Source organism: Streptomyces sp. NBC_01016 (assembly GCF_026341035.1).
GTDB lineage: Bacteria > Actinomycetota > Actinomycetes > Streptomycetales > Streptomycetaceae > Streptomyces.
On record NZ_JAPEOQ010000001.1, the window covers coordinates 1,324,173 to 1,349,612 of the forward strand.

General features: G+C 71.8%; 17 protein-coding genes, 1 tRNA gene and 1 riboswitch. Of the genes, 11 read left to right on the forward strand and 7 right to left on the reverse strand.

Translation table 11 applies throughout. The features are described 5' to 3' along the window. Positions 1 to 119: 119 nt before the first annotated feature. The 3 genes from OG746_RS06280 to OG746_RS06290 are packed head-to-tail and all read left to right on the forward strand — an operon-like array spanning position 120 to position 1,418. A complete protein-coding gene (locus tag OG746_RS06280; protein WP_266712382.1) occupies positions 120 to 677 on the forward strand; it encodes a DUF5994 family protein in 558 nt (185 codons plus the stop codon). Between the two features lie 5 nt (positions 678 to 682). Continuing rightward, a complete protein-coding gene (locus tag OG746_RS06285) occupies positions 683 to 832 on the forward strand; it encodes a hypothetical protein (RefSeq protein WP_266712384.1) in 150 nt (49 codons plus the stop codon). 37 nt (positions 833 to 869) lie between these two features. Further along, the gene (locus OG746_RS06290; RefSeq protein WP_266712386.1) at positions 870 to 1,418 is read left to right on the forward strand and encodes a GNAT family N-acetyltransferase; all 549 of its coding nucleotides are present in this window, start codon (positions 870 to 872) and stop codon (positions 1,416 to 1,418) included. 30 nt (positions 1,419 to 1,448) lie between these two features. Here the strand turns inward: OG746_RS06290 and OG746_RS06295 are convergent, their stop codons facing one another. After that, positions 1,449 to 3,746 carry an ATP-binding protein gene (locus OG746_RS06295; protein ID WP_266712388.1) on the reverse strand — a complete coding sequence of 766 codons (2,298 nt, stop codon included), beginning with the start codon at positions 3,744 to 3,746 and terminating at the stop codon, positions 1,449 to 1,451. A gap of 348 nt (positions 3,747 to 4,094) precedes the next feature. Between OG746_RS06295 and OG746_RS06300 the strand changes: the two genes are divergently transcribed. The 5 genes from OG746_RS06300 (at position 4,095) to OG746_RS06320 (ending at position 9,308) form a co-directional block, all read left to right on the forward strand. Further along, positions 4,095 to 5,318 carry an alginate lyase family protein gene (locus OG746_RS06300; RefSeq protein ID WP_266712390.1) on the forward strand — a complete coding sequence of 408 codons (1,224 nt, stop codon included), beginning with the start codon at positions 4,095 to 4,097 and terminating at the stop codon, positions 5,316 to 5,318. Between the two features lie 64 nt (positions 5,319 to 5,382). Next, positions 5,383 to 5,456 (forward strand) — tRNA-Met (locus OG746_RS06305). 269 nt (positions 5,457 to 5,725) lie between these two features. Continuing rightward, a complete protein-coding gene (locus OG746_RS06310) occupies positions 5,726 to 6,787 on the forward strand; it encodes a PP2C family protein-serine/threonine phosphatase (RefSeq protein WP_266712392.1) in 1,062 nt (353 codons plus the stop codon). Between the two features lie 242 nt (positions 6,788 to 7,029). After that, a riboswitch (cyclic di-AMP (ydaO/yuaA leader) is annotated at positions 7,030 to 7,165 on the forward strand. A gap of 11 nt (positions 7,166 to 7,176) precedes the next feature. Further along, positions 7,177 to 8,229, forward strand: coding sequence for a M23 family metallopeptidase (locus OG746_RS06315; RefSeq protein WP_266712394.1), 1,053 nt, complete (start codon positions 7,177 to 7,179; stop codon positions 8,227 to 8,229). A 125-nt stretch (positions 8,230 to 8,354) separates the two neighbouring features. Further along, positions 8,355 to 9,308 (forward strand): aldo/keto reductase, encoded by a 954-nt coding sequence (locus OG746_RS06320; RefSeq protein ID WP_266712396.1) that lies wholly within the window; start codon positions 8,355 to 8,357, stop codon positions 9,306 to 9,308. A gap of 18 nt (positions 9,309 to 9,326) precedes the next feature. Here OG746_RS06320 and OG746_RS06325 read toward each other — a convergent pair whose 3' ends face one another. The 4 genes from OG746_RS06325 to OG746_RS06340 form a co-directional block, all read right to left on the reverse strand. Further along, positions 9,327 to 10,691: a PrsW family intramembrane metalloprotease gene (locus tag OG746_RS06325; protein ID WP_524540380.1), complete on the reverse strand. Its 1,365-nt coding sequence runs from the start codon at positions 10,689 to 10,691 to the stop codon at positions 9,327 to 9,329. Between the two features lie 85 nt (positions 10,692 to 10,776). Continuing rightward, entirely contained in the window at positions 10,777 to 11,544 is a 768-nt protein-coding gene (trmB, locus tag OG746_RS06330) for a tRNA (guanosine(46)-N7)-methyltransferase TrmB (RefSeq protein WP_266712398.1), read from the reverse strand. 225 nt (positions 11,545 to 11,769) lie between these two features. Then, a complete protein-coding gene (lhgD, locus tag OG746_RS06335) occupies positions 11,770 to 13,002 on the reverse strand; it encodes an L-2-hydroxyglutarate dehydrogenase (RefSeq protein ID WP_266718744.1) in 1,233 nt (410 codons plus the stop codon). Between the two features lie 94 nt (positions 13,003 to 13,096). After that, entirely contained in the window at positions 13,097 to 14,518 is a 1,422-nt protein-coding gene (locus tag OG746_RS06340) for an NsdA family TPR-like regulatory protein (RefSeq protein ID WP_266712400.1), read from the reverse strand. 618 nt (positions 14,519 to 15,136) lie between these two features. Between OG746_RS06340 and OG746_RS06345 the strand changes: the two genes are divergently transcribed. Together OG746_RS06345 and OG746_RS06350 are read left to right on the forward strand one after the other, a co-directional pair. Next, on the forward strand, positions 15,137 to 17,230 hold the full coding sequence (locus OG746_RS06345) for an asparagine synthase-related protein (RefSeq protein ID WP_266712402.1): 2,094 nt from the start codon (positions 15,137 to 15,139) through the stop codon (positions 17,228 to 17,230). A 97-nt stretch (positions 17,231 to 17,327) separates the two neighbouring features. Next, positions 17,328 to 20,600, forward strand: coding sequence for an ATP-binding protein (locus tag OG746_RS06350; protein WP_266712404.1), 3,273 nt, complete (start codon positions 17,328 to 17,330; stop codon positions 20,598 to 20,600). Positions 20,601 to 20,610: 10 nt separating this feature from the next. Here OG746_RS06350 and OG746_RS06355 read toward each other — a convergent pair whose 3' ends face one another. Further along, a complete protein-coding gene (locus OG746_RS06355; protein ID WP_266712406.1) occupies positions 20,611 to 22,536 on the reverse strand; it encodes a sigma-70 family RNA polymerase sigma factor in 1,926 nt (641 codons plus the stop codon). A 239-nt stretch (positions 22,537 to 22,775) separates the two neighbouring features. Further along, complete coding sequence (locus OG746_RS06360) at positions 22,776 to 23,540, reverse strand: TetR/AcrR family transcriptional regulator (protein ID WP_266712408.1); 765 nt, start codon at positions 23,538 to 23,540, stop codon at positions 22,776 to 22,778. 376 nt (positions 23,541 to 23,916) lie between these two features. Between OG746_RS06360 and OG746_RS06365 the strand changes: the two genes are divergently transcribed. Continuing rightward, positions 23,917 to 25,374: an NAD(P)/FAD-dependent oxidoreductase gene (locus OG746_RS06365; protein WP_443063116.1), complete on the forward strand. Its 1,458-nt coding sequence runs from the start codon at positions 23,917 to 23,919 to the stop codon at positions 25,372 to 25,374. Positions 25,375 to 25,440 lie beyond the last annotated feature (66 nt).

The window sequence follows — 25,440 nt, forward strand, 5'->3', positions numbered from 1 at the left end:
AGGAGTACCGTTGAGGTACCCAGGGCATTTCGCACTCCGGCATCCACGCAGGTCTCGTCCTCGGTGAGCCATTGGCATCGGGGACGGCCGCCGTGCCGCTCCGAAGACGGGTTCGCATCATGATCGCGACCACCACGTCCACGCACACCGCCGTTCCGCCTCCGTCCTCCGCCGCACGTGTGGCGCTCAAGTCCTCTACAGGCCGTGGCTTGCTCGACGGCGCCTGGTGGCCCCGTTCACGCGACCTTGCCGCCGAACTCCCCGGCCTGGCGGACGTACTCGATCCGCTGTGGGGTCGGATCACGCGCGTCGCCGTCAATCCGATGCTCTGGCCCGTCGTCCCGCGCAAGGTGACCGTCCACAACCGCGTCATGAAGATCGGCTGGTTCACCCCCGAACTCGACCCGCACAAGCTGCTGTTGCTGACCTACGGGACCGGCCGCTTCGACCTCCTGGTGATCCCGCCCGAGACGGACGACGCGAGCGCCGAGCGGCTCATGGCCGCCGCCTGCGCCCCGGACGGGCCGCCGCTGACCGCCACCGATCTCATGGCCGCCGAGACCGCGCGCCTGCAAGGCGCCGAGGTGCTCGACCGGGCGCAGAGCGCGCAGGAGTCATGGGAGTACGAGGGCGGCGCGACGTCCACCCACGCCGTCCCCACGGCCGCGGGGCGGTGACGGTCATGGACTCCGCACTCACGGCAGCCGCGATTCTGGTGCTGATCACCATCGGCGCCTACCTGATCCACCGGCTCAACGCACAGCAGGCGGGAAGGATCGCCGTACGGGCGCGCCGCCGCCACGAACGCACCACGCAGAAGCAGGCCCACTGAGCGGGCCCGCGTCGAAGAAACCGGGAGGGGAGTCCGGATGGACGAGGTGTATCTGCGCAGGCTCAGCCGATGGCAGGCCGAACAGCAGCGGGAGGAGGTTGCCGATGTGTACGTCGCGGCGTACCGCGCAGCGGCCGGGTCCGAGTACCGGGACCGGACGAGCTTCCAGCGCCGCTTCGAGCAGCATGTGCGGCACGACGGGTTCGACATGGTCGTCGCCGACTCGCCCGGCGTCGTCGGCTGCGCCTACGGGTACCGCCTGGAGCGCGACGGGGCGTGGTGGTCCGACTACCCCGTCGAGGTGACACGGCAGACGGAGGAACTCACCGCGTCCGGGCGGGTGTTCGTGCTCACCCAACTGATGGTGCTGCCCGCGCACCGCCACCGCGGCGTCGCGACCCGCCTCGGGGATCTGCTGTTCGCCCGCCACACCCAGGACCTCGTGGTGGCCGGTGTGGACGGGTACAGGCGCGCGGCCGGGGTCGGGCAGCTGCTCCGGGCGTGGGGCTGGAAGGCGCTGCCGGCCTCGGGACCGGGCGCGGAGGAATCGGGCCGAGAGGTGTGGACGCGCGGGCCTCTACGGTGAGCCGCCGGACGCCCAACTCCTCGGGCACCGTCAGGAGTTGGCGCCCTCTCCCAACACGCGTGCGGTCTCGCCCACCAGGCTGGCGATCTGGGCCCGGGAGGAGAAGCCGAGCTTGGTCAGGATGTGTTCGACGTGCGCGTCGGCGGTGCGCTTGGAGATGACGAGGCGCTGCGCGATCTGACGGTTCGACAGGCCCTCGGCGACCAGTGTGGCGACCTCGCGCTCCCGGCGGGTCAGCACGCCCAGCGGTGTGACTTGCTCGTCGGGCTCGGGGGCGGCGACGGGCGGCTCGTCGCCGGTGGCGCGGGCGATCACCTGGTCCAGCGGCGCGGTGGCGCCGCCGCGGAACGCCGCCTCGTACGCGGTCTCGCCGAGCACCTGCTTGGCCTTGCGTTCGGCCGCGTACTGGAATTCCTGGAGCATGCTCACGCCGAACATCGGAACGGCACCGCACCTGCGGTAGAGGCCCGCGACTGCGCCCAGCAGCCAGGCCGCCCGCATGCAGTGCTCGGGTTCCTCGGCGGCGATCCAGGCCAGGGGTTCCAGGCAGTGCGCGATGCAGAGGTAGTCCTCCAGGTCGTACTTGCAGCGGGCGCCGACGCGGGCGAGCCGCGCGCTCTCCTCGTGGTCGCCCATCAGCCACAGGGCGACCGCCTTGTGGCAGGCGGCCCAGCCCCGGTTCCAGCGCTCCTCCGGGCCGGCCATGGACAGCGTGACGTCGCAGTTGTCGCAGGCGGCTGCCAGATCGCCCAGCAGCATGTGCAGGAAGCCCAGGTGGTACCCGTACATGAGGATGCCGACCTGGTCGTCGAGTTCGCGCAGCGTGACGTGCGCGGCCTCGTACAGCTCCACCGCCGCCTCGGGCCGGCCCATCGCCATGTGGACGCAGCCCAGGATGGCCCGCGCGTGCGCGTGCAGCCGCTCGTCCCCGAGCTGTACGGCGATGTCGCAGGCCTCGCCCAGCATCAGCGGCAGCTCGGGGGAGTGGTCGCCCTGGATGGCGGCGTACCAGCCCGCGTAGCGCAGGGCCATGGAGCGCTCGGCGACCGGTTCGGGTACGAGTTCGAGCCCCTTGTGCAGCCAGTACCGGCCCTCCGACAGGCGTGAGGCGCAGAACCAGAACGCCCACAGGGTCGTGGCGAGCGTCAGGCCGGTGTGGGCCTCCTGCGCCGAGGAGTAGGAGAACTCCAGCGCCACCCGCAGGTTCGCGCGCTCGCGCAGCAGCCGGTGGAAGCGCGGCATCTGTTCGTCGCCGGCCCACTCGGCCTCGAACCACCGGGCCAGTTCCAGGTAGTGGTCGCGGTGGCGCACCTGCACGGCGTACCCGTCGGCGCGCTCGGCCAACTGCTCCGCCCCGTACTCGCGCAGGGTGTCGAGCAGCCGGTAGCGGACCTCGTCCGCGTCGTCGGCCCGCAGGACCACCGACTTGTCGACGAGCCCGATCAGCTGCTCGACGACCTCCTCGGCGGGCAGCGCGTCGTCGGCGCAGACGTCCTCCACGGACGGCAGGTCGAAGTCGCCCGCGAACACCGAGAGCCGGGCCCACAGCAGCCGTTCCTGCGGCGAGCACAGATCGTGGCTCCAGTCGATGGCCGTCCGCAGTGTCTTGTGCCGCGGCAGGGCCACCTTGCTGCCGCCGGTGAGCACGCGGAACCGGCCGCTGAGGCGGTCCACGATCTGTTCGAGGGACAGGGCGCGCAGCCGCACCGCCGCCAGCTCGATGGCCAGCGGGATCCCGTCGAGCCGCCGGCACAGGGCGGCGACGGCCCCGCGGTTGCCTTCGCTCAGTACGAACCCGGGCACCACGGCCGCGGCGCGGTCGGCGAAGAGCTGCATGGCGTCGGTGGTGGTCGGCTGCCCGTCCTGCGCGGAGGGCACGGCCAGCGGCATGAGGGGGAAGGTGTGCTCACCGGGTACGTCCAGGGGTTCGCGGCTGGTCGCGAGGATCCGCACCGAGGGCGCGGTGCGCAGCAGGACGTCGGCGAGCATCCCGCAGGCGTCCACGATGTGCTCGCAGGTGTCGAGCACCAGCAGCAGTTCCCGGTCCTCCAGGTGGTCCACGAGGACGTCGAGCTGCGAGCGGTTCGGCTGTTCCGGCAGGCCGAGGGCGGCCGACACCGAGTGCGCCAGCAGATCGGGGTCCTTCAGGGAGGACAGCTGCACCATGCAGACGCCGCCGTCGAGCCCCCCGGCCAGCTGGCCGGCGACGCGCAGCGCGGTCCTGGTCTTGCCGACGCCGCCGGGCCCGAGAAAGGTCACCAGGCGGACCCTGCCGAGGAGTTGGGTGGCCGCCCCGATCTCCTCGCTCCGGCCGACGAAGCTCGTCACCTCGATCGGAAGATCACCTGGGCGCCGCTCAGCTTTCACTGCGATCGCCTCTTCCCGGTGAACAGGTCGGCAGGGAGGAGAAGCACCGTAGTCGGCGCGGCTCGGAGTCGGCCCCCGTAGTCCGAAAGAGTCCGGAAGAGTCCGAAAGAGTCAGAAGAAGTTCGAAGGCCCCAAGAAGAGCGCAAGAAGCGCGCAAGAGGAGCGAGGAAGGCGACATGTGGCCCAAGTGAGGCGGCACGTGGCCCAAGTGAGGAAGGCCGCACGTGGCCCGTTCCCGACCGGCGCATCAGATCCTGCGCCGACCGCCCGCAGGCGTCAGGCTGCCAATGATCCGACCGGAGGTGTTGCATGGCAGCGGGCGCACGGACGCGACGCGTTCTTCTGGGGAGCCTCGTCCCCTTGCTGGTGGTGGCCGCGACGGCGTGCGGCGGGTCCACGCGGACCGACTCCGACGTGGGCGCGCACCCCGAGCACCGGCCCTCCGGCGGCCCCTTCGCGCACCCGGGCGTCCTGGTCGGCAAGGGGCAACTGGCCGCGGTACGCGACCACGTGGCCCGTAAGCAGGAGCCGTGGATCTCCGCGTACAAGGAGATGAGCGACAGCAAGTACGCCGACCTCGACTACAAGGCCAAGCCGTACGCGACCGTGGAGTGCCCCTTCGACGCCGAGGCCGGGCAGGGCTGCGTCGAGGAGCGCGAGGACGCCATCGCCGCCTATACGCAGGCCCTGCTGTGGAACGTCACCCGCGACAAGGCCCACGCCGCGAAGGCCGTCGAGATCATGAACGCCTGGGCGGACAAGATCACCGGCCACACCGCGGACAACGCGGGGCTGCAGGCCGCCTGGGCCGGCACGTCCTGGGCGAAGGCCGCCGAGCTGATGCAGTACACGTACAAGGACTGGCCGGACGGGCAGGAGCTGAAGTTCCAGCGGATGCTGCGCGAGGCCTATCTGCCCGAAGTGCGGGGCGGTTCCGCCGACTTCAACGGCAACTGGGACCTGGTGATGGCCGACGCGACGATGAGCATGGCCGTCCACCTCAACGACCAGAAGGCCTTCGATCAGGCCGTCGGACACTTCCGCAACCGGGTCCCCGCGTACTTCTATCTGTCGTCCGACGGGCCGCTGCCGGTGAAACCGAAGGGCAGCGGCATCAACACCCCGAAGGAACTGCAGACGTACTGGTTCGGGCAGAGGACCTTCAAGGACGGGCTCGCCCAGGAGACCTGCCGCAACTTCAAGCACGCCAGCTACTCCCTCGCCGCCACCTCCCACATGGCGGAGACCGCCTGGCACCAGGGCGTCGACCTGTACGGGGAGGTGAAGGACCGGCTCGCCGCCGCGCTCGAACTGCACTCCAAGTACCAGCTGGGCACCAAGGCCCCGTCCTGGCTGTGCGGCGGGAAGGTGCAGCGGGACATGGGGCCCGACACGGAGGTGGGCCTTCAGCACTTGAAGGGACGGCTGAAGATGGACCTCCCGCAGACCGAGAAGCTCACTCACAAGCAGCGTCCCGAGGGGACGGACGACCTGTTCGTGGCGTGGGAGACGCTTACGCACGCCGCCGCGTGAGCCGCCCCGTGGGAAGCGATTCGCGTTCCCTCCCCCTGATGGCGTAGAGTTGTGAACACAACGGCGCGGGGTGGAGCAGCTCGGTAGCTCGCTGGGCTCATAACCCAGAGGTCGCAGGTTCAAATCCTGTCCCCGCTACTGAAGGCCGAGGCCGGAATCTCATCGAGATTCCGGCCTCGGTTTTTTTCTGCCGCGATGCCGCTGTGCCACCCCGTGGCACCCCTGTACCGCCGGTGTTGCGCACGTCACTTTCCCTACCCGTACGGCCCAGTCCTGCTCGCCCCGGCGTCCCCGTGCAGGAACTCTTGGTGAGACGCCGGAAGCTGGCAGGGAACGGCAGGAGACGAGTGGTGGGGAAGCGAACAGGAGGTACCGGCGGGAGACGGAGGCGGCACGGCTCCGAGAACGTGAGCGTCCGGCTCTTCCTGCGGCTGCTGCCCCTGCTGCTCGTCATCGGCGGCGCGATCTACGAGTACGTCACTCCCAGCGGCTTCCCCGGCGCCCCCTTGTTCAGCGCGGCGCCGCTGGTGGCCGCACCGTTCTTCTCGCTCGGCGCGACGATCCTGGTCGGCGTGGTGTCGATCGGCGCGATCACCGCCGTGCACCTGCGCTTCACGGAGAACCTCGACTCGGTGTTCGTCACCGAGATCGTCACCGTGGCCACCGTCTGTCTGCTGGCCTGTCTGCTCAACCGGATCGTCTACCGAAGTTACGAGCAGCTGGCCTCCGCCCGTGAGATCGCGCAGGCCGCGCAGTTGGCGGTGCTGCCCGAACCGGCCCGGCGACTCGGCGGCTTCGTGATCGCGGCGCGCTACGAGGCGGCGCAGGAAGGCGCGTTCATCGGCGGTGATCTGTACGCGGTCCAGGACACCCCGCACGGCATTCGGATCATCGTCGGCGACGTGCGCGGCAAGGGCATGGGCGCGGTCGCCGCGGTCGCCGTCGTCATCGGCGCGTTCCGGGAGGCCGCCGAGCAGGAGGGCTCCCTGGAGGCGGTCGCCCAGCGCCTTGAGCGGGCCCTGGCCCGCGAGGGCGCCCGGCGCAGCGGCATCGACGACTTCGAGGGCTTCACCACCGCCGTACTGGCCGAGATCCCGCATGGCGTCGAGCTCGTCCGCGTCCTCAACCGCGGCCACCCCAGCCCGCTGTTGCTGCTCGGCGACGGCACCGTACGCGCACTCGATCCGTGCCAGGCGGCGCTGCCGCTCGGCATGAGCGAACTCGGCAGCTGGCCCGACCGGGCCGTCGAGGCGGCGTTCCCGTCCGCGGCGACGCTGCTGCTCTACACCGACGGGCTCTCCGAGGCGCGCGACCCGAGCGGCCGCTTCTACGATCCGGCGGCCCGGCTCTCCGGGCGCGTCTTTCCGGGGCCCGAGGAACTCCTCGCGGCCCTCGCCGTCGAGGTGCGTACGCACACCGGCGACGGGACGAAGGACGACATGGCGCTGCTCGCCGTGCGGCGCGGCTGAGTTCCTTGATCGTTGTTACCAGAGGTAGTCGAACGGCGTCGCTCCGCATAACAATTGACGCACCATCAGTTGCGTGGACGTTTGCGACATGCGATCAACTCGCCCGATTCCGCCCCTCATGTCCCGATAAGTCCTGGCCAGAGTCGTGAACGATCAGTGGGAAGCGCTTGGAATTACTGTCTGCTGTCTATTAACGTTCGATAACGCAGCGCGGTCGTCCCAGCCGTCACAAGAGATGGCTCCGTGCGCACACGCTTAATCCCGCAAGGGAACCGGGGAACCATCAACTTGGGGTGAATCGGACACCTTTGGTGTTCGTAGGAGACCTTCCTGCTCCGAACCCGTCAGCTAACCCGGTAGGCGAGAAGGAAGGAAAGGAGAGCGCCCCCGTGGCGTCGAACCGGCCTGCCCCCAACTTCTTCTACGGCCCCGAAGACGACTCCGGCGTCGAGCAGGAGACCTGGGAGGAGTGGAACCCCACCGAGGAGTCCATCGCTCCCGTCCGCGGCAGGCATCGCACAGCCCGCCGCCGTGGTGGATTCGCTCGCAGCTCCACTGTTCTCGGCGTCGGCGTGGTCGCCGCCGTCGGTGCGGGCGGCATCGCCACCGCACAGGGCGGCAAGCCGCCGGTCCACATCTCCATGCCCGACCTGTCCGCGGTCAAGGACTCGCTGCCCGAGGCCAAGTCGCTGCCGGGCGTGGGCTCGCTGATATCCGACGGCTCGGACTCCGATTCCGACTCAGGCGCCACGGCCTCCCCGCTGAGCGGCGCCGGTATCACTCAGGCCGAGGCCGCCGACGGGCAGACCGGCGCCGGCGAGGCGCTGCGGGCCCGCATCGTGCAGCAGGCCGAGACGCAGCAGGACGCGGCCGACGCCACCGCGAAGCAGGCCGCTGAGGAGGCCGCCGCGAAGCAGGCGGCCGCCGAGGCCGAGGCCAAGCAGGACGTGGCCAAGGCCAAGGAGCTCGCGGCGAAGAAGAAGGCCGAGGCGGAGGCCCGCCGCAAGGCGGAGGCCGAGCGTCTCGCCAAGCTCGCCAAGAGCTTCAAGCTCCCGGTCGCCTCGTACACGCTCACCGGCACCTTCGGCCAGCCCGGCTCCATGTGGTCCTCCGGCTACCACACGGGTCTCGACTTCGCGGCCTCCACCGGTACGCCGATCCGCGCCATCCACTCCGGCACGATCACGGAGGCCGGCTGGGCGGGCGCGTACGGCTACCGCACGATCCTCACCCTCGACGACGGCACCGAGCTGTGGTTCTGCCACCAGTCCTCGCTCAATGTCAGCGCCGGCCAGAAGGTCTCGACGGGCGATGTCATCGGCCGCGTGGGCGCCACGGGCAATGTCACCGGGCCGCACCTCCACCTGGAGGTCCATCCCGACGGGCAGTCCACCGGGGTCGACCCGGCGCCGTGGCTGCGCGACAAGGGCCTCACCCCCTGAGCAACTGAACCCCGGCGGTCCTGGCGCACACCCCCCGACGTCAGGGCTGCCGGTTTGCCCATTCTTGGGGCAGTTTCCGGGGTGATCGCGGAATACCGTATTCCGTACGGGTGTTGAGTAAGGGCATGACTTCCTCTCGCTCTCTGCGCAAGCTCGGCACCTCCGACCTCGAGGTCTTCCCGCTGTCCCTCGGGGGCAACGTGTTCGGCTGGACCGCCGACGAGGCCACGTCCTTCGAGGTGCTCGACGCGTACGTCGCCGCGGGCGGCAACTTCATCGACACCGCCGATGTGTACTCGGCCTGGGTGGACGGCAACCGGGGCGGTGAGTCGGAGACCGTCATCGGCAAGTGGCTGGCCTCGCGCGGCCGCCGCGACGACGTCGTCATCGCCACCAAGGGCAGCCAGCACCCCGAGTTCCAGGGCCTGTCCGCCGCGAACATCAAGGCCGCGGCCGACGCCTCCCTGAAGCGCCTCGGCACCGACCACATCGACCTGTACTACACGCACTACGACAAGCCCGAGGTACCGGTCGAGGAGATCATCGGCGCCCTAGACGAGCTGGTGAAGGCGGGCAAGGTACGGCACATCGCCGCCTCCAACATCTCCGCCGAGCGCCTCCAGGCCTCCCTCGACTTCTCCGACCGCGAGGGCCTCGCCCGTTACGTCGCGCTCCAGCCGCACTACAACCTCGTCTCGCGCGACACGTACGAGGGCGAACTGCAGGACGTCGCCGCCCGCGCGGGCCTCGGGGCCGTGCCGTACTACGCGCTCGCGTCCGGCTTCCTGACCGGCAAGTACCGGCCGGGGCAGCAGGTGGACAGCGCCCGCGCCGCGAAGGCCGGCGCGTACCTGGAGACGGAGCGCGGACAGAAGGTCCTGACCGCCCTCGACGAGACCGCGCAGGCGCACGACGCCGAGATCGCGACGGTCGCCCTCGCCTGGCTCGCCGCGCAGCCCACGGTGGCGGCGCCGATCGCGTCCGCGCGGATCGTCGACCAGCTCCCGGCGCTGCTCGCGGTGGCGGACGTGGAGCTGACGCAGGCGGAGCTCGACCGGCTGACGGCGGCGTCTCAGTAACCGGCTGACGGCCGCGTCTCAGTAGCGGTACGGGTTGTCGTAGATGTACGCGGGGTCCTGCGTGTACGCGGGGCCCTGTGTGTACGCGGGGCCCTGCGCGAGTGGGCCCGCGTACACCGGGGGCAGCCACATCGGCGCCGCGATCTGGGAGCCGTACGCGAGCGCCGGGCGCGCGTAGTCGCGCCGCGCCCACAGCGCTTCGAGCAGCGCCCGCTCCCGTTCGACGAAGTCCGCGCCGGCTTTGCCCCTGCGGCCGCGGTGGCGGAGGAGCGCGAGGGACGTCGCGAAGTCCTCGTACTCGGCGACCGCCGTCGCGGCGGCCCGGCCGCCGTAGTGCGTGGCGAAGTCCCGGGCCAGGCGCCGCGCCTTGAGCGAGCCGAGCGCGAACGGCTCCGGCGGGGCGAGCCAGCCCGCGGCGACGTAGGCGGGCAGCTCCTGGCGGATGGTGCGCAGTTCGCGCTGGCGTACGTACACCGCGAGCCAGGTGAGCACGCCGAACACCGGCACCATGAACGCGGCGTACACCGCGAAGAAGCCGTACTCGCCGAACGAGGACGAGCCGTTCCAGAACGCGTGCATGCCCATCGCGGCGAGCAGCCCGGCGAACGGGAGCAGCATCCGGCGCAGTCGGCCGCGGCCCGGTGCCATGGCGGCGGCGATGCCGAAGCCGATGCCGGTGAGCACCGTGAACAGGGGGTGCGCGAACGGGGACATCACGATGCGCACGAAGAAGGTGGCCGCGGTGACCGAGGTCAGGCCGGCTCCGGTGCCGGAGAGCTGGTCGGTGCCGAAGGCGTTGCCGAGATAGAGGATGTTCTCGGTGAACGCGAAGCCGGTGGCGGTGACCCCGGCGATGACGACGCCGTCGACGATTCCGGTGAAGTCCCGTCTGCGGAACAGGAAGACGAGCAGCACGGCCGCCGCCTTCGCGGACTCCTCGACGATCGGGGCTATGACGGTGGCGCCGAGGGTGTCGGCGCTGGACGGGTCGGCGGTCGCGGTCTCTATCCAGCGGGTCGCGAAGCTGTTGGCGACGATCGCGATCAGCGCCGCCGCGCACGCTCCCCAGGCGAAGGAGAAGATCAAGTTCCGCCAGGGGCCCGGCTGTACGCGGTCCAGCCAGCGGAACGCGGATATGAGGAGGGGCACGGGCAGCACGGCGAGCCCGAGCCCGACCAGGAACCCCTCCGTGCCGGTCTGCTCGCGGACCATGGCGAGGATCACGACCCCGGAGATCGCGAGCAGCGCCGCAAGCGCGGTGGCCCGCACGCCCTTCCGCTCCCACCAGCGCGGATGCGGAACCGCACCGTGAGGGACCGCGCCGCTCGGGTGTGCGCCGAGGACGTCGTCCTGCTGGTGCGGATAGACGGGATACGAGGCCACCAATTGACCCTAACGAGGGATGCGGCCCGCCGCGACGGGGCCGAGAGGATCCGGCCTGGGGCCGGCCCTGGGTCCGGCCCTGAACCTATCGGCGTCGGAACAGGAGGTCGTGGACCACGTGGCTCTTGTTCAGGCCCTTGCCCTCGAAGCGGGTGAGCGGGCGGAAGTCGGGGCGGGGCGCGTAGCCGCCGTCCTCGATGGTGTTCTCGTAGTCGGGGTGAGCGGTGAGGACCTCGAGCATCTGCTCGGCGTAGTCCTCCCAGTCGGTCGCGCAGTGCACGATCGCGCCCGGCTTGAGCGGTCCCGCCACCAGCGACAGGAATTCGGCCTGGATCAGCCGTCGCTTGTTGTGGCGCTTCTTGGGCCAGGGGTCGGGGAAGTAGACGCGCAACCCGTCGAGGCAGTCGTCCGGGAGCATGTCGCGCAGCAGCACGACCGCGTCGCCGTTCGCCACCCGTACGTTGTCGACTCCCGCGCGGGACGCCAGGTTCAGCAGATTGCCCTGGCCGGGCGTGTGCACGTCGACCGCGAGAATGCCGGTCGTCGGGTCGTCCTCCGCCATCTGCGCCGTGGCCTCGCCCATGCCGAAGCCGATCTCCAGGACGACGCGCTCGACGCCGGGGAACAGCTCCGCGAGGTCGAGCCTGCGCTGCCCGTCGATGTCCAGACCCCACTTGGGCCACAGCCGGTGCAGGGCGTCGCCCTGCGCGTCGGTGACCCGGCCGCGACGGGGCTGAAAGCTGCGGATGCGGTGCTCGTAGTGCGACTGCGCGGGGTCGGGCCGGGGCCCGTCGGGGAACCGCGGCTCGTTGGGGCGGGCGGTGGACGCGGGGGTTTCAGACGACTCAGACACAGTGGGCTCAATTTTACGGGCACGCGAAGCACGGCTCGGCAAAGTAGAGCCCCTGCGGCGATTGAGCAGCGGGGTCCGGGGCAGAGCCCCGATCCTTTAAGCCCCGTCGGTGATTGAGCAGCGGGATCCGGGGCGGAGCCCCGATCTTTTCAGCCCGCTCTTTGGACGAGAGCCCGCGGGGTCCGGGGCAGAGCCCCGAGGCGTCAACCCCGGCACCGGCCGAGGTCACACCAGTGCAAGCACTCGCCGCGCAATCTCCCGCCCAATCGGCAGAGAAGCCGTCGCCGCAGGCGAGGGCGCGTTCAACACGTGAACCGCCCGCTCACCCTCCCGTATGAGGAAGTCGTCGACCAACGTCCCGTCCCGCAACACCGCCTGCGCCCGCACCCCCGCCGCCACCGGCACCATGTCCTCCGCGCCCACCCCCGGCACAAGCCTCCGCACAGCCTTCGTGAACGCCGCCTTCGACAACGACCGGTGGATCTCCCCCGCCCCGTAACGCCAGTGCTTCCGCGCCATCCGCCACGCCCCCGGCCAGGCCAACGTCCCGCCCACCTCGCGAGGCCGCACGACCCCCCACCCGTAGCCCTCACGCGCGAGCGCCGGCACCGCGTTGGGCCCCACGTGCACGCCGCCGTCGATCCCCCGCGTCAGATGGACCCCGAGGAACGGGAACGCCGGATCCGGCACGGGGTAGACGAGCCCGCGCACCAGGTCGGGCCGCCCGAGCTCGAAGTACTCGCCGCGGAACGGCACGATCCGCATCTCCGGGTCGTCCCCGGTCAACCGCGCCACCTCGTCGCAGCGCAGCCCCGCGCAGTTGACGAGCACCCGCCCGCGCACCACGTCGCCCGCTCTCGTCCGCACGGCGACACCCCGGTCCGCGCGCCGGTCGACCTGCACGACGTCCGCCCCGTACCGGATCTCGGCCCCGGACGCCTCGGCGAACCGCTCGGCGACCGCGCGGTAGTCGACGATCCCCGTCGTCCCCACGTGGATCGCGGCGAGGCCGCGCACCTCCGGCTCGTACTCCTGGATCTGCGCGGGGCCGAGCTCGCGGACCGGAATCCCGTTCTCCCGGCCGCGCTGGACGAGGGCGTGCAGGCGGGGCAGCTCCTCCCGCTCCGTGGCGACGATCAGCTTCCCGGTGACCTCGTGCGCGATCCCGTACTCCGCGCAGAACTTGACCATCTCGGCGGCGCCGCGCACCGCGAACCGCGCCTTGAGCGAGCCCGGCCGGTAGTAGATCCCGCTGTGGATGACCCCGCTGTTCCGCCCCGTCTGGTGCAGGGCCGGGCCTTCTTCCTTCTCGAGGACGACGACCCGGGTCCCCGGCGCCGCCCGCGACACGGCATACGCGGTGGAGAGCCCGACGATCCCCCCGCCGACCACCAGCACGTCCCCGTCATACGCAGCCGCCCCCACGGGCCTCACCTCCACTCCCGACACACCCAGCATCTTGCCCGACCCCACTGACAATTCATGCGGATGGAGGGCAGCGAGAAGCCGCCCTCTGCGCGACGCAACGGTTCCACAGCCCCCCGGCCCCGGCCTACGCCGGAGCCATCAGCAACGGCCGGGCCCGCTCCCGCAGCTCCACCACCCGCGGCTCGTCCCCGTACGGCTCGAGCCGGTGCAGCAGATCCTTCACGTACTCCGTGGTCCGCGCGGACGAGATCCGCCCGGCCACCTCGAGCGCCCGGGTCCCCTGCTCGCACGCGGCGTCCAGGTTCCCCGACTCCAGCTCGGCCACCGCCGACACCACGAGACGCAGCCCGTGCGAGCGCACGAACTCCTCCGTGGGCTTCGACAGCGCCTGCTCCGTGAAGCGCCGCACCTGACGGGGCGCCTTCAGGTCGCGGTAGCACTCGGCCGCGTCCGCCGCGAACCGGTCGTACGAGTAGAAGCCCAGCCACGAAGGGTCGGTGTCGCCGTCACGGGCCCGCTCCAGCCAGCCTTCGGCGGCCCGCAATGCGGCCCCGGCCGCGTGCCCGTCACTGGCGCGCGCGTGCGCGCGTGCCTCGATGAGCCGGAAGAAGCTCATGGTCCGGGCCGTCGCAAGGCCCCGGTTGCGCTCGATGGCGGCCTGCGCGAGGTCGACGCCCTCGTCACCGAAGCCGCGGTAGGTGGCCTGCAGCGACATGGAGGCGAGAACGTAACCGCCGAGCGGCACGTCCGCCGCCGCGCGCGCGAGCCTGAGCGCCTGGATGTAGTACCGCTGTGCCGCCTCCTGCTGCCCGGTGTCGAACGCCATCCACCCGGCCAGGCGCGTCAGTTCGGCCGCAGCGCCGAACAGCGAGCGCCCCACCTCGTCCGAGTACGAGCCGAGCAGCAGCGGTGCCGCCTCCACCCGCAGGCACTCGGGCACCATCGACGAACGCCAGTCGCCGCCCCCGTACTTGGAGTCCCAGCGCCGCGCGTCCTCGGCGGCCTCACGCAACTTCTGTACGTCGCTGTGGCCGACCTTCTGGGGCGCCTCCTCCTCCACGTGGTGGGCCTCCCGCGCCACCGAGGAGTCGGCCGGGGTTATCAGCCACCGGGACGCGGGCGTCGCGTACGCGCTCACCGCGAACGACCCGGCCAGCGACTGCCAGATCCCGCCGCTGCCCGCCCGCCGCCCGGCGAGGTCGAGCCGGTACAGCTCCGTCGCCGACTTCACCGCCGCCCGTACGTCGCGCGGGAAGGCCAGGCCCACCTCGGGCGCGGGATCCGCGTCGGCCAGGCCGATCTCGTGCAGGGGCACGGGCCGGCCGAGCTTCTGGCCTATCGCGGCGGCGATGAGGTGCGGGGCGGCGCCCTGCGGCACCATGCCCTTCGACACCCAGCGCGCCACCGATGTCTTGTCGTAGCGGAGCGTCAACCCACGTTGTGAACCAAGGTCGTTGACGCGGCGGGCGAGCCCTGCGTTGCTGATTCCCGCGAGGGCGAGAACGGCGCCGAGCTTTTCGTTCGGCCCGCGTTGCTCCCTGGACATGAGCCACCCCTCGACACAGACGGCTGCCGCGCCGGGCACCACACCGTCTGTTTCGGCCTGGCATAACCGCGCGGCATTCGTACACCCAGCGTAGTTCGCCGCATCCCAAGCGTTAAGGGTCGTCATTCCGGATGGCGGGATTGTTGTCCGTACTGAAGTACGGCGCAGGCCACGCCGTGTGACCGTGTGCTCCGGGCGTGGTGCCGTGCGCCCGTGCGTGCGCTCTTACCGGGTCGACAGGGCGGCGGTTGCATGGGACCTGCGTGGGTCGGCCCGCTGTACTGGATCCAGTGGGCTGGGGGACACCGCCGCCTACATCCCCGCGGGCGGCGGACCGGTCCGGGAGGCGATGTGCGCCTCCCGGACTGTGCGTTGCGCGCTGTGGCCGAAGCGGGATGTTCAGCTCCGGCCATCAACGGCCGATTTGGCCGAATCTCGCCCCTGACATCCGAACTGAACCGGGTCGTACCACGGTTCAACTACGGCTCAAAAGGGGCGCATTAGGGGGAGCGTACGTCATTTTTCGCTCGCTCCTTCCCTTCGCCGTGTCCCCTCCTTGGGGCCGCCTTCGTGGCAGCATGGGGATCCCTTGGTTGTCCACAGCCTGTGGAGGCGGCGATGCGCTGGTTGGTGGGGTGGAGCAGTGCCCCCTCCGGGCCCGTTGCCCTCGGTTCCGCGGGTGCCATGGGAACAGAGGGCGAAACGGTACACCCGGTGGGTTCCCAACTCCTGTGGGGCGACCCGGATCCGCTGTGGGCGGTCGGCGACTGGCGCCCCGACGAAGTCCGCATCGTGAAGGCCGACGACCAGACGCGGATCGCGGTCCTCGGCGTGTGCGGCGCCTCCGACGAGCAGCTGAGGGTGGGCCTGTTCGCGGCGCGCGGCGGCGCCCTGCGCCACCTCACGGCCTGGCCCGGCAGCTACACGGCCGTCGTCCAAGTGGGCCGCCGCGTCACGGTGGTGGGCGACCTCGCGGGCGCGCGCCCCGTCTTCCACACCCCATGGGCGGGCGGCACCGCGTACGCGACGGCGGCGCTCCCGCTCGCCGACCTCATCGAAGCCAACCTGGACGTGGGGCACTTGGCCGCGCTCCTCGCGGCACCCGACGTCCCGGAAGCGCTGCACGACTCGACGCCCTACCAGGGCGTGCACCGCATCCCGCCGGGCCACGCGCTGATCCTGCGCACCGGGTCCCGCGAGATCGCCGGCTACGAGCCCGTGGCGTCGCTCGCCGTGGGCGCGGGCGCCGTCGACCCCGAGCGCGCCGTGGACGACGTCAGGGACGCCCTCGTGGAGGCGGTAAGGACCCGCCTGGCGGCGCCCCGGCACGTGCCGGGCACCGACCTGGACCCCGGACCCGTGCCCGGCATGGGCCCCGCCGAGCGCCGGGCCGCCCGCGGCATGCCCGTCCCCGGCATCGGCGCCGACGTCTCCGGCGGACCGGCATCCGGCACCCTCGCCCTCCTCGCGGCGGGCCTGCCCGGCATGCCCGGCACGGTCCTCGGGCACGGCACGGGCGCGGGCGAGCGCCTCCTGGCGGTCACCTTCAACGACCGCTCGTCGCGGGCGGACCAGCACGAGGCGGAGCTCGAGAGAGCCGGGGCGCTCGCCGCGAACCCACGCCTCCACCACGTAGTGGTGGCGGCAGGCGAAGAGGCGCTTCCGTACGCCGAGTTGGACGGACCGCTCACCGACGAGCCGAGCCCGTCCATCGTCACGGCCGCACGCCACCGTGCACGCCTCGTCTCCGGCAGCGCCGACCACTTCACCGGCTACGGGGCCCGCCAGGTCCTGGACGCCCACCCGGCGCGCCTTGCCGACCTGCTGATGGACCGGCGCCGACGCCACATGGTGCGCCCCGTCGCGGCGCTCACGAAGGCGGACGGCTCCCTCGCGGTGCCGGCGCGCGTCTACGGAGCGGCCAGAAAACTCGCCCGTACGCCCTACAAGGCGGGCCTCGAAGTTCTCTCCAGTCGACTCCTTCAGCGCAGCTTCGAGGAGCCGGGCGGCGCCGTCGGTGCCTCGCTCGCCGCCCTGGCGTGGGCCAGACCGGGTCCCGCCGCGCGCTGGCTGACCGGAGAGGCGCTCGCAGAAGTATCGGTTCGCCTCCACGACGGCAAGACCCGCCCGGGTCCGGGACCCGGCCAGCGCCCCGGAGAGTTCCGCGCCCGCGCGAGCCTCGCCCGGCACGCGGCGGACCTGCGCATCCTCGAACAGGCCGCCGAGGTCCGCTTCCAGCGCCTGCACGCCCCCTTCCTCGACAACCAGGTCGTCCGCGCCTGCCGCGCCCTGCCCGAGGCGCTGCGTGTCCAGCCGGGGGCCCGTGCCGACATCCTGCGCAGGGTCCTCGAAGGCGCGGGCGTCAGCGAACTGCCGCCCGGCTGGGGCGCCCCCTCCCACGCCTCGTCGTCCGCGGCGACCCGCGCCGGGCTCCGCCTCTCCGCGGACCACCTGATCGGGCTCTTCGACACGCCCCTGCTCGCACAGACGGGTCTGATCGAGGCCCGCGTGGTCCGCAAGGCGCTGCGCGCCGCGGCCGACGGCGAACCGCTGCCGCTCGACGGCCTGGCGGACCTCGTCGCCCTCGAACTGTGGCTGCGCCGCCTCCTCTCCCGCCGCGGCACCTGCTGGACCGGCACCCCGGCACGCGCGCGTGCGGTGCCGACGGGAAGCGTCGTCCCGGAGCGCGCCCTGGGAGCGGGACCGCGGTAACCGGTCGACGGCCGCGAGCAGCGGCCGCGAGCAGCGCCGGCAGCCGCGCCGGGGAAAAGACTGGGACCTGGTGCCACGGAGCGGCGACAATGCCTCAGTGCAGTACAAGATCCTGGGCACCACACAGGCATACGACGACGAGGGCACACCCGTGCCCGTGGGCGGCCCGCGGCTGCGCGCCCTGCTCACGTCCCTGGCCCTGCACACCCCGCACACCGCCCCCACCGACGCGCTCATCGACGACGTCTGGGCCGACGACCCGCCCGCCGACGCCCCGGCCGCCCTGCAGGCGCTGGTCGGCCGGCTCCGCCGCGCACTCGGCAAGGAGGCGGTCACCTCCGAGGCAGGCGGCTACCGCCTCGCCGCGAGCCGCGGGGACATCGACCTGTACGTCTTCGAGCGCCTGGCCCGTGAGGGCGCCGACGCCCTCGCCGCGGACACCCCGGAGACCGCCGCCCGCACGCTGCGGGACGCGCTCGCCCTGTGGCGCGGCCCGGCCCTCGCCGACCTCCCCGACCACACGGCCGCCACCCGCCACGAGGCCCGCCGCCAGGACGCCACCCGCGCGCGCGTGGAGGCGGACCTGCGCCTCGGCCGCGCCCTCGACCTCGTACCGGAGCTGCGGGAGCTCACCACCGCGTATCCCTACGACGAGCCGCTGCACGCCCTGCTGATCCGCGCGTTGCGTGATGCGGGGCGCGGGGCGGATGCGCTGGCCGCTTACGAGGAGGCCCGGCGTACGTTGGCCGAGGGTCTTGGGGCGGACCCGGGGGCCGAACTTGCCGCCCTGCACGCGGAGTTGCTGAACGCTCCCGCCCCGAGCGCCCACCCGGAGTCGGCGCCACGGGGCTCTGCCCCGGACCCCGCTGCTCAATCGCCGCAGGGGCTATATTCGACCGCCCCGCGTCCCCGCACCGGCAACCTCCGGCCCCGGCTCAATTCGTTCGTCGGGCGGGAACCAGAACTCGCCGCCATCCGTTCCCACTTGCGAGGAGCACGTCTGGTCACCCTCACGGGCCCGGGCGGCTCCGGCAAGACCCGCCTCGCGGAGGAAGCCGCAGCGCCGCTTCCGCACGCCTGGCTGGTGGAGCTGGCGCCGCTCGACGATCCGCTGGCGGTGCCGGGCGCGGTGGTCAGCGCACTGGACCTGCGCGAGACGGTCCTGATCACGAACGAGTTGTCGGGACCGCAGACCGATCCGACCAGCCTCCTCGTAGAGCACTGCGCCCACCGCAGCCTGCTCCTGATCCTTGACAACTGCGAACATGTCATCGGCGCAGCGGCCCAGCTCGCCGAGACCCTCCTCACGCGCTGCCCCGGCCTCACGATCCTCGCCACCAGCCGCGAACCCCTCGGCGTCCCGGGGGAGTCCGTGCGCCCCGTCGAGCCGCTGCCTCCGGACCCCGCCCACCGCCTGTTCGCCGAACGGGCCGCCGCGGTCCGCCCCGGCTTCGACCCCAGCCAGGACCATGCGGCCATCGCCGAGATCTGCCGCCGCCTCGACGGGCTGCCGCTGGCCATCGAGCTGGCCGCGGCCCGCCTCAGACTGCTCACGCCCCGCCAGATCGCGGACCGGCTCGACGACCGCTTCCGCCTGCTGACCGGCGGCAGCCGCACCGTGCTGCCCCGCCAGCAGACCCTCCGCGCGGTCGTCGACTGGTCCTGGGACCTGCTCGACGAGCAGGAGCGCAGCACCCTGTCCGAGCTCTCGGTCTTCGCCGGCGGCTGGGACCTGGAGGCGGCGGAGGCCGTGTGCTCCACAGGCGAGGTCGCCGACGTCATCGGCTCCCTCCTGGACAAGTCGCTGCTCGTCGCCGCGCCCCACCAGGAGCAGGGCGCCGCGGGCATGCGCTACCGGATGCTGGAGACCATCCACGAGTACGCGACGGAGCGTGCCGCGCAGGCCCCCGAGCTCCTGGCAGAGGCCGAGCGGCGGCACATCGCCCACCTGCGCGCGCTGGTCGAGGCGGCCGACCCCAAGCTGCGCTCCGCCGAGCAACTCCCTTGGATCCAGCGCCTGGAGGCGGATCTGGACAACATCCGCGCGGCGCTGACCCGCGTCACCGCCGGGCCGGGACCCGTCGACCTGGAGTCGGCGATCGCCCTGGCGCTGCACATGGGCTGGTTCTGGTGGCTGCGCAACTACCGCCACGAGGGCTCGAACTGGGTCGAGCGCATCATGAGGCTGCTGCCGGACGGCGTGCTCCCCGAGGACACCGAGGACCCGATGTACTGGCCGCAGATGAACCTGCGGCTGCTCTCCCTGTTCCTCCTCTCGGAGATCTACCCGCAAAGGGCCGTCGCCGGCGAACAGCAGCGCGCGTACGCGCTGGGTGTGCAGTCCGTCTTCGCGCCGCCCAACCCGCAGGGAGCCCGCTTCCCCGGCATCATCTGGCCGTTCACGCTGTTCCTGCTCGACGGCCGCGACGTGCGCGCCGACCTGGACGCCGCCGTCGCCAACTGCCGCCGCTTCGGCGGCGATTGGGAGCTCGGCGTCACCCTGATGTTCCGCGCGCACATGGCGGTCGACATGCCGGGCAACATGAGCGGCGTCGACGACGACCTCGCCGAACTGCGGGGCCTGAGCCGCCGGGTGGGCGACCGCTGGATGCGGGCCCAGGTGTGCAGCGCGGCCGGCGAGGCCGCCATGGGGCGCGGCCTGTACGAGGAGGCCAAGGGCGAGTACGAGGAGGCGCTGCTGCTCGCCTACGAAGTGGGTGCGTACGCCGAGTCGCCGTTCCTCATGGCGCGCCTCGCGGAGATCTCCTTCCGCGCGGGCGACCGGGACGCCGCGCAGAAGACGCTCGACATGGCGACCGCCGAGGCGGAGCGCTACGGGGTGGTGGACACCGCGGCCTTCGCCCGGCTGCTGCGGGCCTACCTCGCCCTGTCGGACGATGACGTGGCCACCGCGCGCGAGCACTTGGACGTCTCGCGTTCGGTGGCGGAGGGCGGCACCCCGCCACCGCAGTTCGTCGCGGCCCTCGGCATGGTCGACGCCCGCGTCACGGCGGCGGAGTCGGGTCCCCGGGCCGGCCTCGGGAAGGTGGTCGGCCTGCTGCGCGACGAGGTCCTGGGCCAGACGGCAGAGTCGGTGACCGCGGGCCTCGTCGACGTCGGAGCCGCACTGCACGCGAGCGCGGGCGACACGGCGCGCGCCGTGCGCATCTTCGCGGCGGCCGACGTGATGCGCGCCGGTCTGCCGAGGACGATGCCGGAGCGCGAGGAGTACGAGGCCGCGGAGTCCCGCGTGCGGGCCGAGCTCGGCGACGCACGGTACGAAGCCGAGCGCGCGGCGGGCGCCGCGCTCACGCACGAGCGACTCCTGGCGGAGCTGGAGGCCGGCGCCGACACCGATACGGGTGGCTGACGCCGGCTGATCAGCTACAGGTGAAGCGGGACTCCGCCCAGTCGGCGACCGCCACCGAGTCGGCCGGGCTGTTCGGTTCGGTCACGAGCCGGATCGACTTCGCCCCGGCCACGTTCACATGCACCGGCACGGCGGGATCGCGGCCCTTGACCACGGACGAGCTCCAGGCCCGCGCCCCGTCGACGTAGACGGAGAACCGGACGGCGCCGAGACCGAGCGTCATGTCGTCGACACCGGCATAGGCGTCGTACGTCGTGCAGCTCCGGTTGAGGTCGATGGTGACGGAGGACCGGGAGTGCACCGACACCCCGTTCGCGTACTGCTTGCCGGCGATCGACATGCCGTAGCGCTGCCACACCCAGCTGCTCTCGCCGAGCCGGATCTCCGGCTGCGAGTCGTCCCCGAGGGTGTCGTACGGCAGCTTGTTCACCTGGTAGACGGCCGGGGCGGGCGGCGGCGTCGGCTTCGGGGTCGGCTTGGGCGGCGTCGGCTTGGGCGTGGGAGCCGGAGGCTTGGGCTTCGGCTTCGGTGGTGTCGGCTTGGGCGTGGGCTTCGGGGTCGGCTTGGGGGAGGCCTTGGGCGGCGTCGGCGTCGGCTTGGGAGCCGGTGGCTTCGGCTTGGGTGCCGGCGGCTTGGGTTCGGGCTTCGGCTTCTTCGGCTCGATCGGCTGCGAGGCGGGCGGCGGCGCCTGCTCGCGGGCCTCCGGCTTCGGCTTCGGGTCGCCGCCGGTGAGCGCCATCGCCAGCGCGACCGCGGTACCTGCGGCCACCACGCCGGCCGCGATCCCGGCCTTCGCGGGGGCACCGAGCCCCTCGGACGCCGCGCCACCTGCGGTGCCGCCACTCGTGGAGCCGCCGCCCGTCGCCGCGGCCGCACCGGCCCCGGCCGCGCCCGCCGCACTCGCGGCGCCACCGCCGATGAACGCCGCGGCCTTCGCATACCCGGCGGCGCCGAACCAGCCGATGACCGCGATCGGTACGACACCGGGGATGCCGCTGGCGACTTCCTTGATCTGGCCGGCCGCGAGCCGGCACTTGGCGCACTCCTCCATGTGCTTGCGCAGGCCCCGCTCCGCCCGCGTGCGCAGGCTGCCGCGCGCGTAGGCGCCGAGCCGGTCCGCGTAGCGGGCGCACTCCTCGGACTGCGTGAGCGTGGTCGAGACATGGGCCTGGAGGTAGGCCTCCTTCAGGCCCTCGCGGGCCCGCTTGGCGAGCACGCGCGTGCCGTTGGCGTCGAGCCCGAAGAGCGTGGCGACCTCGCTGGGCGACTCCTCCTCGACCTCCGTGTGCCACAGCACGGCCTGCCAGCGCTCGGGCAGCGAGCGGAAGGCCTGCATGGCCATCGACTGCTCGGCCTCGTGCATCGCGAGGACGTCGGCGCCCAGGTCGAGCGTGTCGTCGTCGCTGGCCTCCCGCGAGCGGGCGTCCTGCGTGGCGAACACGGCGAAGTCGTCGACGAGATGCTCGCGCTTCGCCGACTTCGTCCAACTCGCGGCCACGCGGCGCACCGTGGTCAGCAGATAGGCGCGCACCGCGTGCTCGGGACCGCTGCCGCTGCGCACCGCCTGCAGGGTGCGGGCGAACACCTCGGCCGTGAGGTCGTCCGCGGTGTGCCCGTCGCGACAGCAGGTGCGGGCGTAGCGGCGCACGGCGGCGGAGTGGCGGCGGTACAGCCCTTCGTAGGCGCTGTCGTCGCCCGCACGCATGCGGCCGATCAGGTCGGCATCGGAGGACGGCACCTCGCCGTCGTCGCCGCCGGAAGATCCGCTCTCGCGCTGAGACGGTACTGATGTCTGCAGGTCCGGTGTCTGCAGGTCCGGCTGCTCGGCGTGCGTGCGCCCCGGACCGCCCTGGCTCGGCACCTGCTGCGGGGGCGGGCTCTCGGCGCTCGTCCCACCGCCCTCGGGCCGCTGCTCGTCCCGCCCGTCAACGCTCATTGCGGAATGCCCCCGACCGCCCACTCTGACCCGATCACCGGGAAAGAGTGCCACACGCAAGGGCCCCCGAAGTGGTTGCTGCACGGCAACCACTCATCCGTGGAGATTTGGCGTGCGCAACCCCTAAGGATCACTCGTCCGGGGAAGCCTCAACCACCTTCCCGTAAACGAGAGTTGACCGCGAGTGACCATCTGGTCGACCCGCGGTCACCCCCTTGGTTCGGTGAGGATCCGACCGGTCACGCCGGCCGTGACCGCAGCCCTTCGAGCAGGATGTCGAGCAGCCGGGCGGAGGCCGCTTCCTGCTGCACCGCGTCCGGAAGCGAAGGGGCCGCCGTCGCGATGACCAGCAGCACGTCCGACACGGTCACGTCGGTGCGCAACTCGCCGGCCTCCCGGGCGCGGTCCACGAGCCGGCCCACGACCTCGAGGAGCGCCGCGGCCCCCGTGTCGTCCGCGGACAGGCCGTCGCCACCGACCATCGGCTGCTGCTCCACGAGCCGCAACTCCGGCGTCGCGGCACGCTGTTCGGGCACGCGCAGCTCGTCGCGCACGCCCTCCTCGGAGTCGGCGACCCCGACCCGCAGTACCTGCGGGGGCAGCAACCGGCCCGCCCCCGAGGCGACCGAGGTCCGCAGGAAGCGCGAGAGCGCCGACCACGGTTCGTTCTCCTGACCGAGCGCCGTGCGCGCCTGGTCGGTCAGCCGCGAGGTCTCCTCCTCGGCTATCCGCCGCACCAGTACGTCCTTGCTGGGAAAGCGCCGGTACACCGTGCCCACCCCGACGCGAGCGCGGCGCGCCACGTCTTCCATGGGCGCCCCGTACCCCAGCTCGCCGAAGACCTCCCTGGCCGCACGCAGCACATGCTCAAGATTGCGCTGTGCGTCCACCCGCAGCGGCGTGGAGCGCGAACTGTCGCCCGCCCCCCGTCCGTTGGCCCCCATGGTCGCGCCCGAGGGCGCCACGGCAGAGGCTGAGGTCCAATGAGAGTCCTGAATGTGCATATGTGTTCCCCCGGTAATGACGTCTCCCCCCGGAGACACTCCCCGCCATTGTCTGTCGGAGCCAGAGGAACAGACAGCGGTTTCCGGGACCTCTTCCCGATCCCGTCCGCGTATCCCCCCAGACACCCCGACAAGAGACGAACATAGTTGAGCCGGGAGCAATTCAGAAGGGGCAGGTTCCGCACCGGGCGCCCCTCGAAAGGAGCATGTACGGGATTTGGCCATGACGGCCCCGCCGCCCTCCACCCCGGCCCGGGACCCCTCTTTGGACGCTGACCTGGGAACCTCCCCCGTACGCGGGTTGATCGCCGGGCCGCGAGGGGTACTTCTGGTCGTCATACAAATGGTCGGGACTGTGGACAAACGCAGGGGCCCGATGCGTCATGGGAGGGTGAGGACTGCAATCTTCCGGGGGTCGACCCCCGTGCCCCCGACGTGTACGCGCATTGTTGTAGTCGGCGGCGGTTACGTCGGGATGTACACGGCTCTGCGGCTCCAGAAGAAGCTCAAACCGGAGCTCAAGAGCGGTGCCGTGGAGATCGTTCTGATCACCCCCGACCCGTACATGACCTATCAGCCTTTCCTGCCGGAGGCCGCCGCCGGATCGATCTCGCCGCGCCATGTCGTCGTCGCGCTGCGCCGTGCGCTCGACCTCTGCCAAGTGATCGTCGGCGAGGCGCAGTCCATCGACCACGGCAAGCGCACGGCCACGTACACCACGCTGGCCAGCGAGGAAGAGGGCACGGGCGCCGCCACCCTCACCTACGACGAACTGGTCCTGGCGCCGGGCTCCGTCTCCCGCACGCTCCCGGTCCCCGGGCTCGCCGACTTCGGCATCGGGTTCAAGACCGTCGAGGAGGCCATCGGCCTGCGCAACCACGTCATCGAGCAACTCGACATCGCCTCCTCCACGCGCGACCCGGCGATCCGCGACGCGGCGCTCACCTTCGTCTTCGTAGGAGGCGGGTACGCGGGAGTGGAGGCACTCGGCGAGCTGGAGGACATGGCCCGATACGCGGCGAAGTACTACCACAACGTCAAGGCCGAGGACCTGAAGTGGATCCTCGTCGAGGCCTCGGACCGGATCCTGCCCGAAGTGGGCCCGGAAATGGGCCAGTACACGATCCGCGAACTGCGCGGCCGCAACATCGACGTACGCCTGGAGACCCGGCTGGAATCCTGCGAGCACCGCGTAGCGGTGCTCAGCGACGGCTCACGCTTCCCCACGCGCACGGTCGTGTGGACGGCAGGCGTCAAGCCGAGCCCGCTGCTCGCCGCCACGGACCTGCCGCTGAACGAACGCGGGCGCCTCAAGTGCACCGCCACGCTCGCCGTCGACGGCGCCCCGCACGCGTGGGGAGCCGGCGACGCCGCTGCCGTCCCGGACATCACGGCGCCCGGCAAGGAGTGCGCGCCCAACGCCCAGCACGCGGTACGCCAGGCCAGGACCCTCGGCGACAACATCGCGGCCTCCGTACGCGGCGAACCGCTCACCGACTACGAGCACGCGTACGCGGGTTCGGTGGCCTCGCTCGGCCTCCACAAAGGCGTCGCACACGTCTACGGTCGCAAACTGAAGGGCTACCCTGCCTGGTTCATGCACCGCGTCTACCACCTCAGCAGGGTGCCCACCGTGAACCGCAAGGCCCGCGTCCTGACCGAATGGACGCTCTCCGGTCTGTTCAAGCGAGAGATCGTCTCGCTGGGCTCGCTGGAACAGCCCCGCGCCGAGTTCGAACTCGCGGCCGGAGCGGTCCCTCCTACGGACCCATCTGGGGGACCCTCCCGCGACACCCCGCAAGGGCCTCCGGAAAATCCGAAGGGGTCGCCCTGAGCGCGTTGTTGACGCCCCCGACGGACCACTGATGACCGGAGCGCGGAACTCCCGCCCGCGGACCGG

Bases quoted from the DNA above. Each gene is read 5' to 3' on its own strand.
- OG746_RS06280 (WP_266712382.1), top strand. From the start codon at position 120: ATGATCGCGACCACCACGTCCACGCACACCGCCGTTCCGCCTCCGTCC.
- OG746_RS06285 (WP_266712384.1), top strand. From the start codon at position 683: ATGGACTCCGCACTCACGGCAGCCGCGATTCTGGTGCTGATCACCATC.
- OG746_RS06290 (WP_266712386.1), top strand. From the start codon at position 870: ATGGACGAGGTGTATCTGCGCAGGCTCAGCCGATGGCAGGCCGAACAG.
- OG746_RS06300 (WP_266712390.1), top strand. From the start codon at position 4,095: ATGGCAGCGGGCGCACGGACGCGACGCGTTCTTCTGGGGAGCCTCGTC.
- OG746_RS06320 (WP_266712396.1), top strand. From the start codon at position 8,355: ATGACTTCCTCTCGCTCTCTGCGCAAGCTCGGCACCTCCGACCTCGAG.
- lhgD (WP_266718744.1), bottom strand. From the start codon at position 13,002: ATGCTGGGTGTGTCGGGAGTGGAGGTGAGGCCCGTGGGGGCGGCTGCG.
- OG746_RS06340 (WP_266712400.1), bottom strand. From the start codon at position 14,518: ATGTCCAGGGAGCAACGCGGGCCGAACGAAAAGCTCGGCGCCGTTCTC.
- OG746_RS06345 (WP_266712402.1), top strand. From the start codon at position 15,137: ATGCGCTGGTTGGTGGGGTGGAGCAGTGCCCCCTCCGGGCCCGTTGCC.
- OG746_RS06355 (WP_266712406.1), bottom strand. From the start codon at position 22,536: ATGAGCGTTGACGGGCGGGACGAGCAGCGGCCCGAGGGCGGTGGGACG.
- OG746_RS06360 (WP_266712408.1), bottom strand. From the start codon at position 23,540: ATGCACATTCAGGACTCTCATTGGACCTCAGCCTCTGCCGTGGCGCCC.
- OG746_RS06365 (WP_443063116.1), top strand. From the start codon at position 23,917: ATGCGTCATGGGAGGGTGAGGACTGCAATCTTCCGGGGGTCGACCCCC.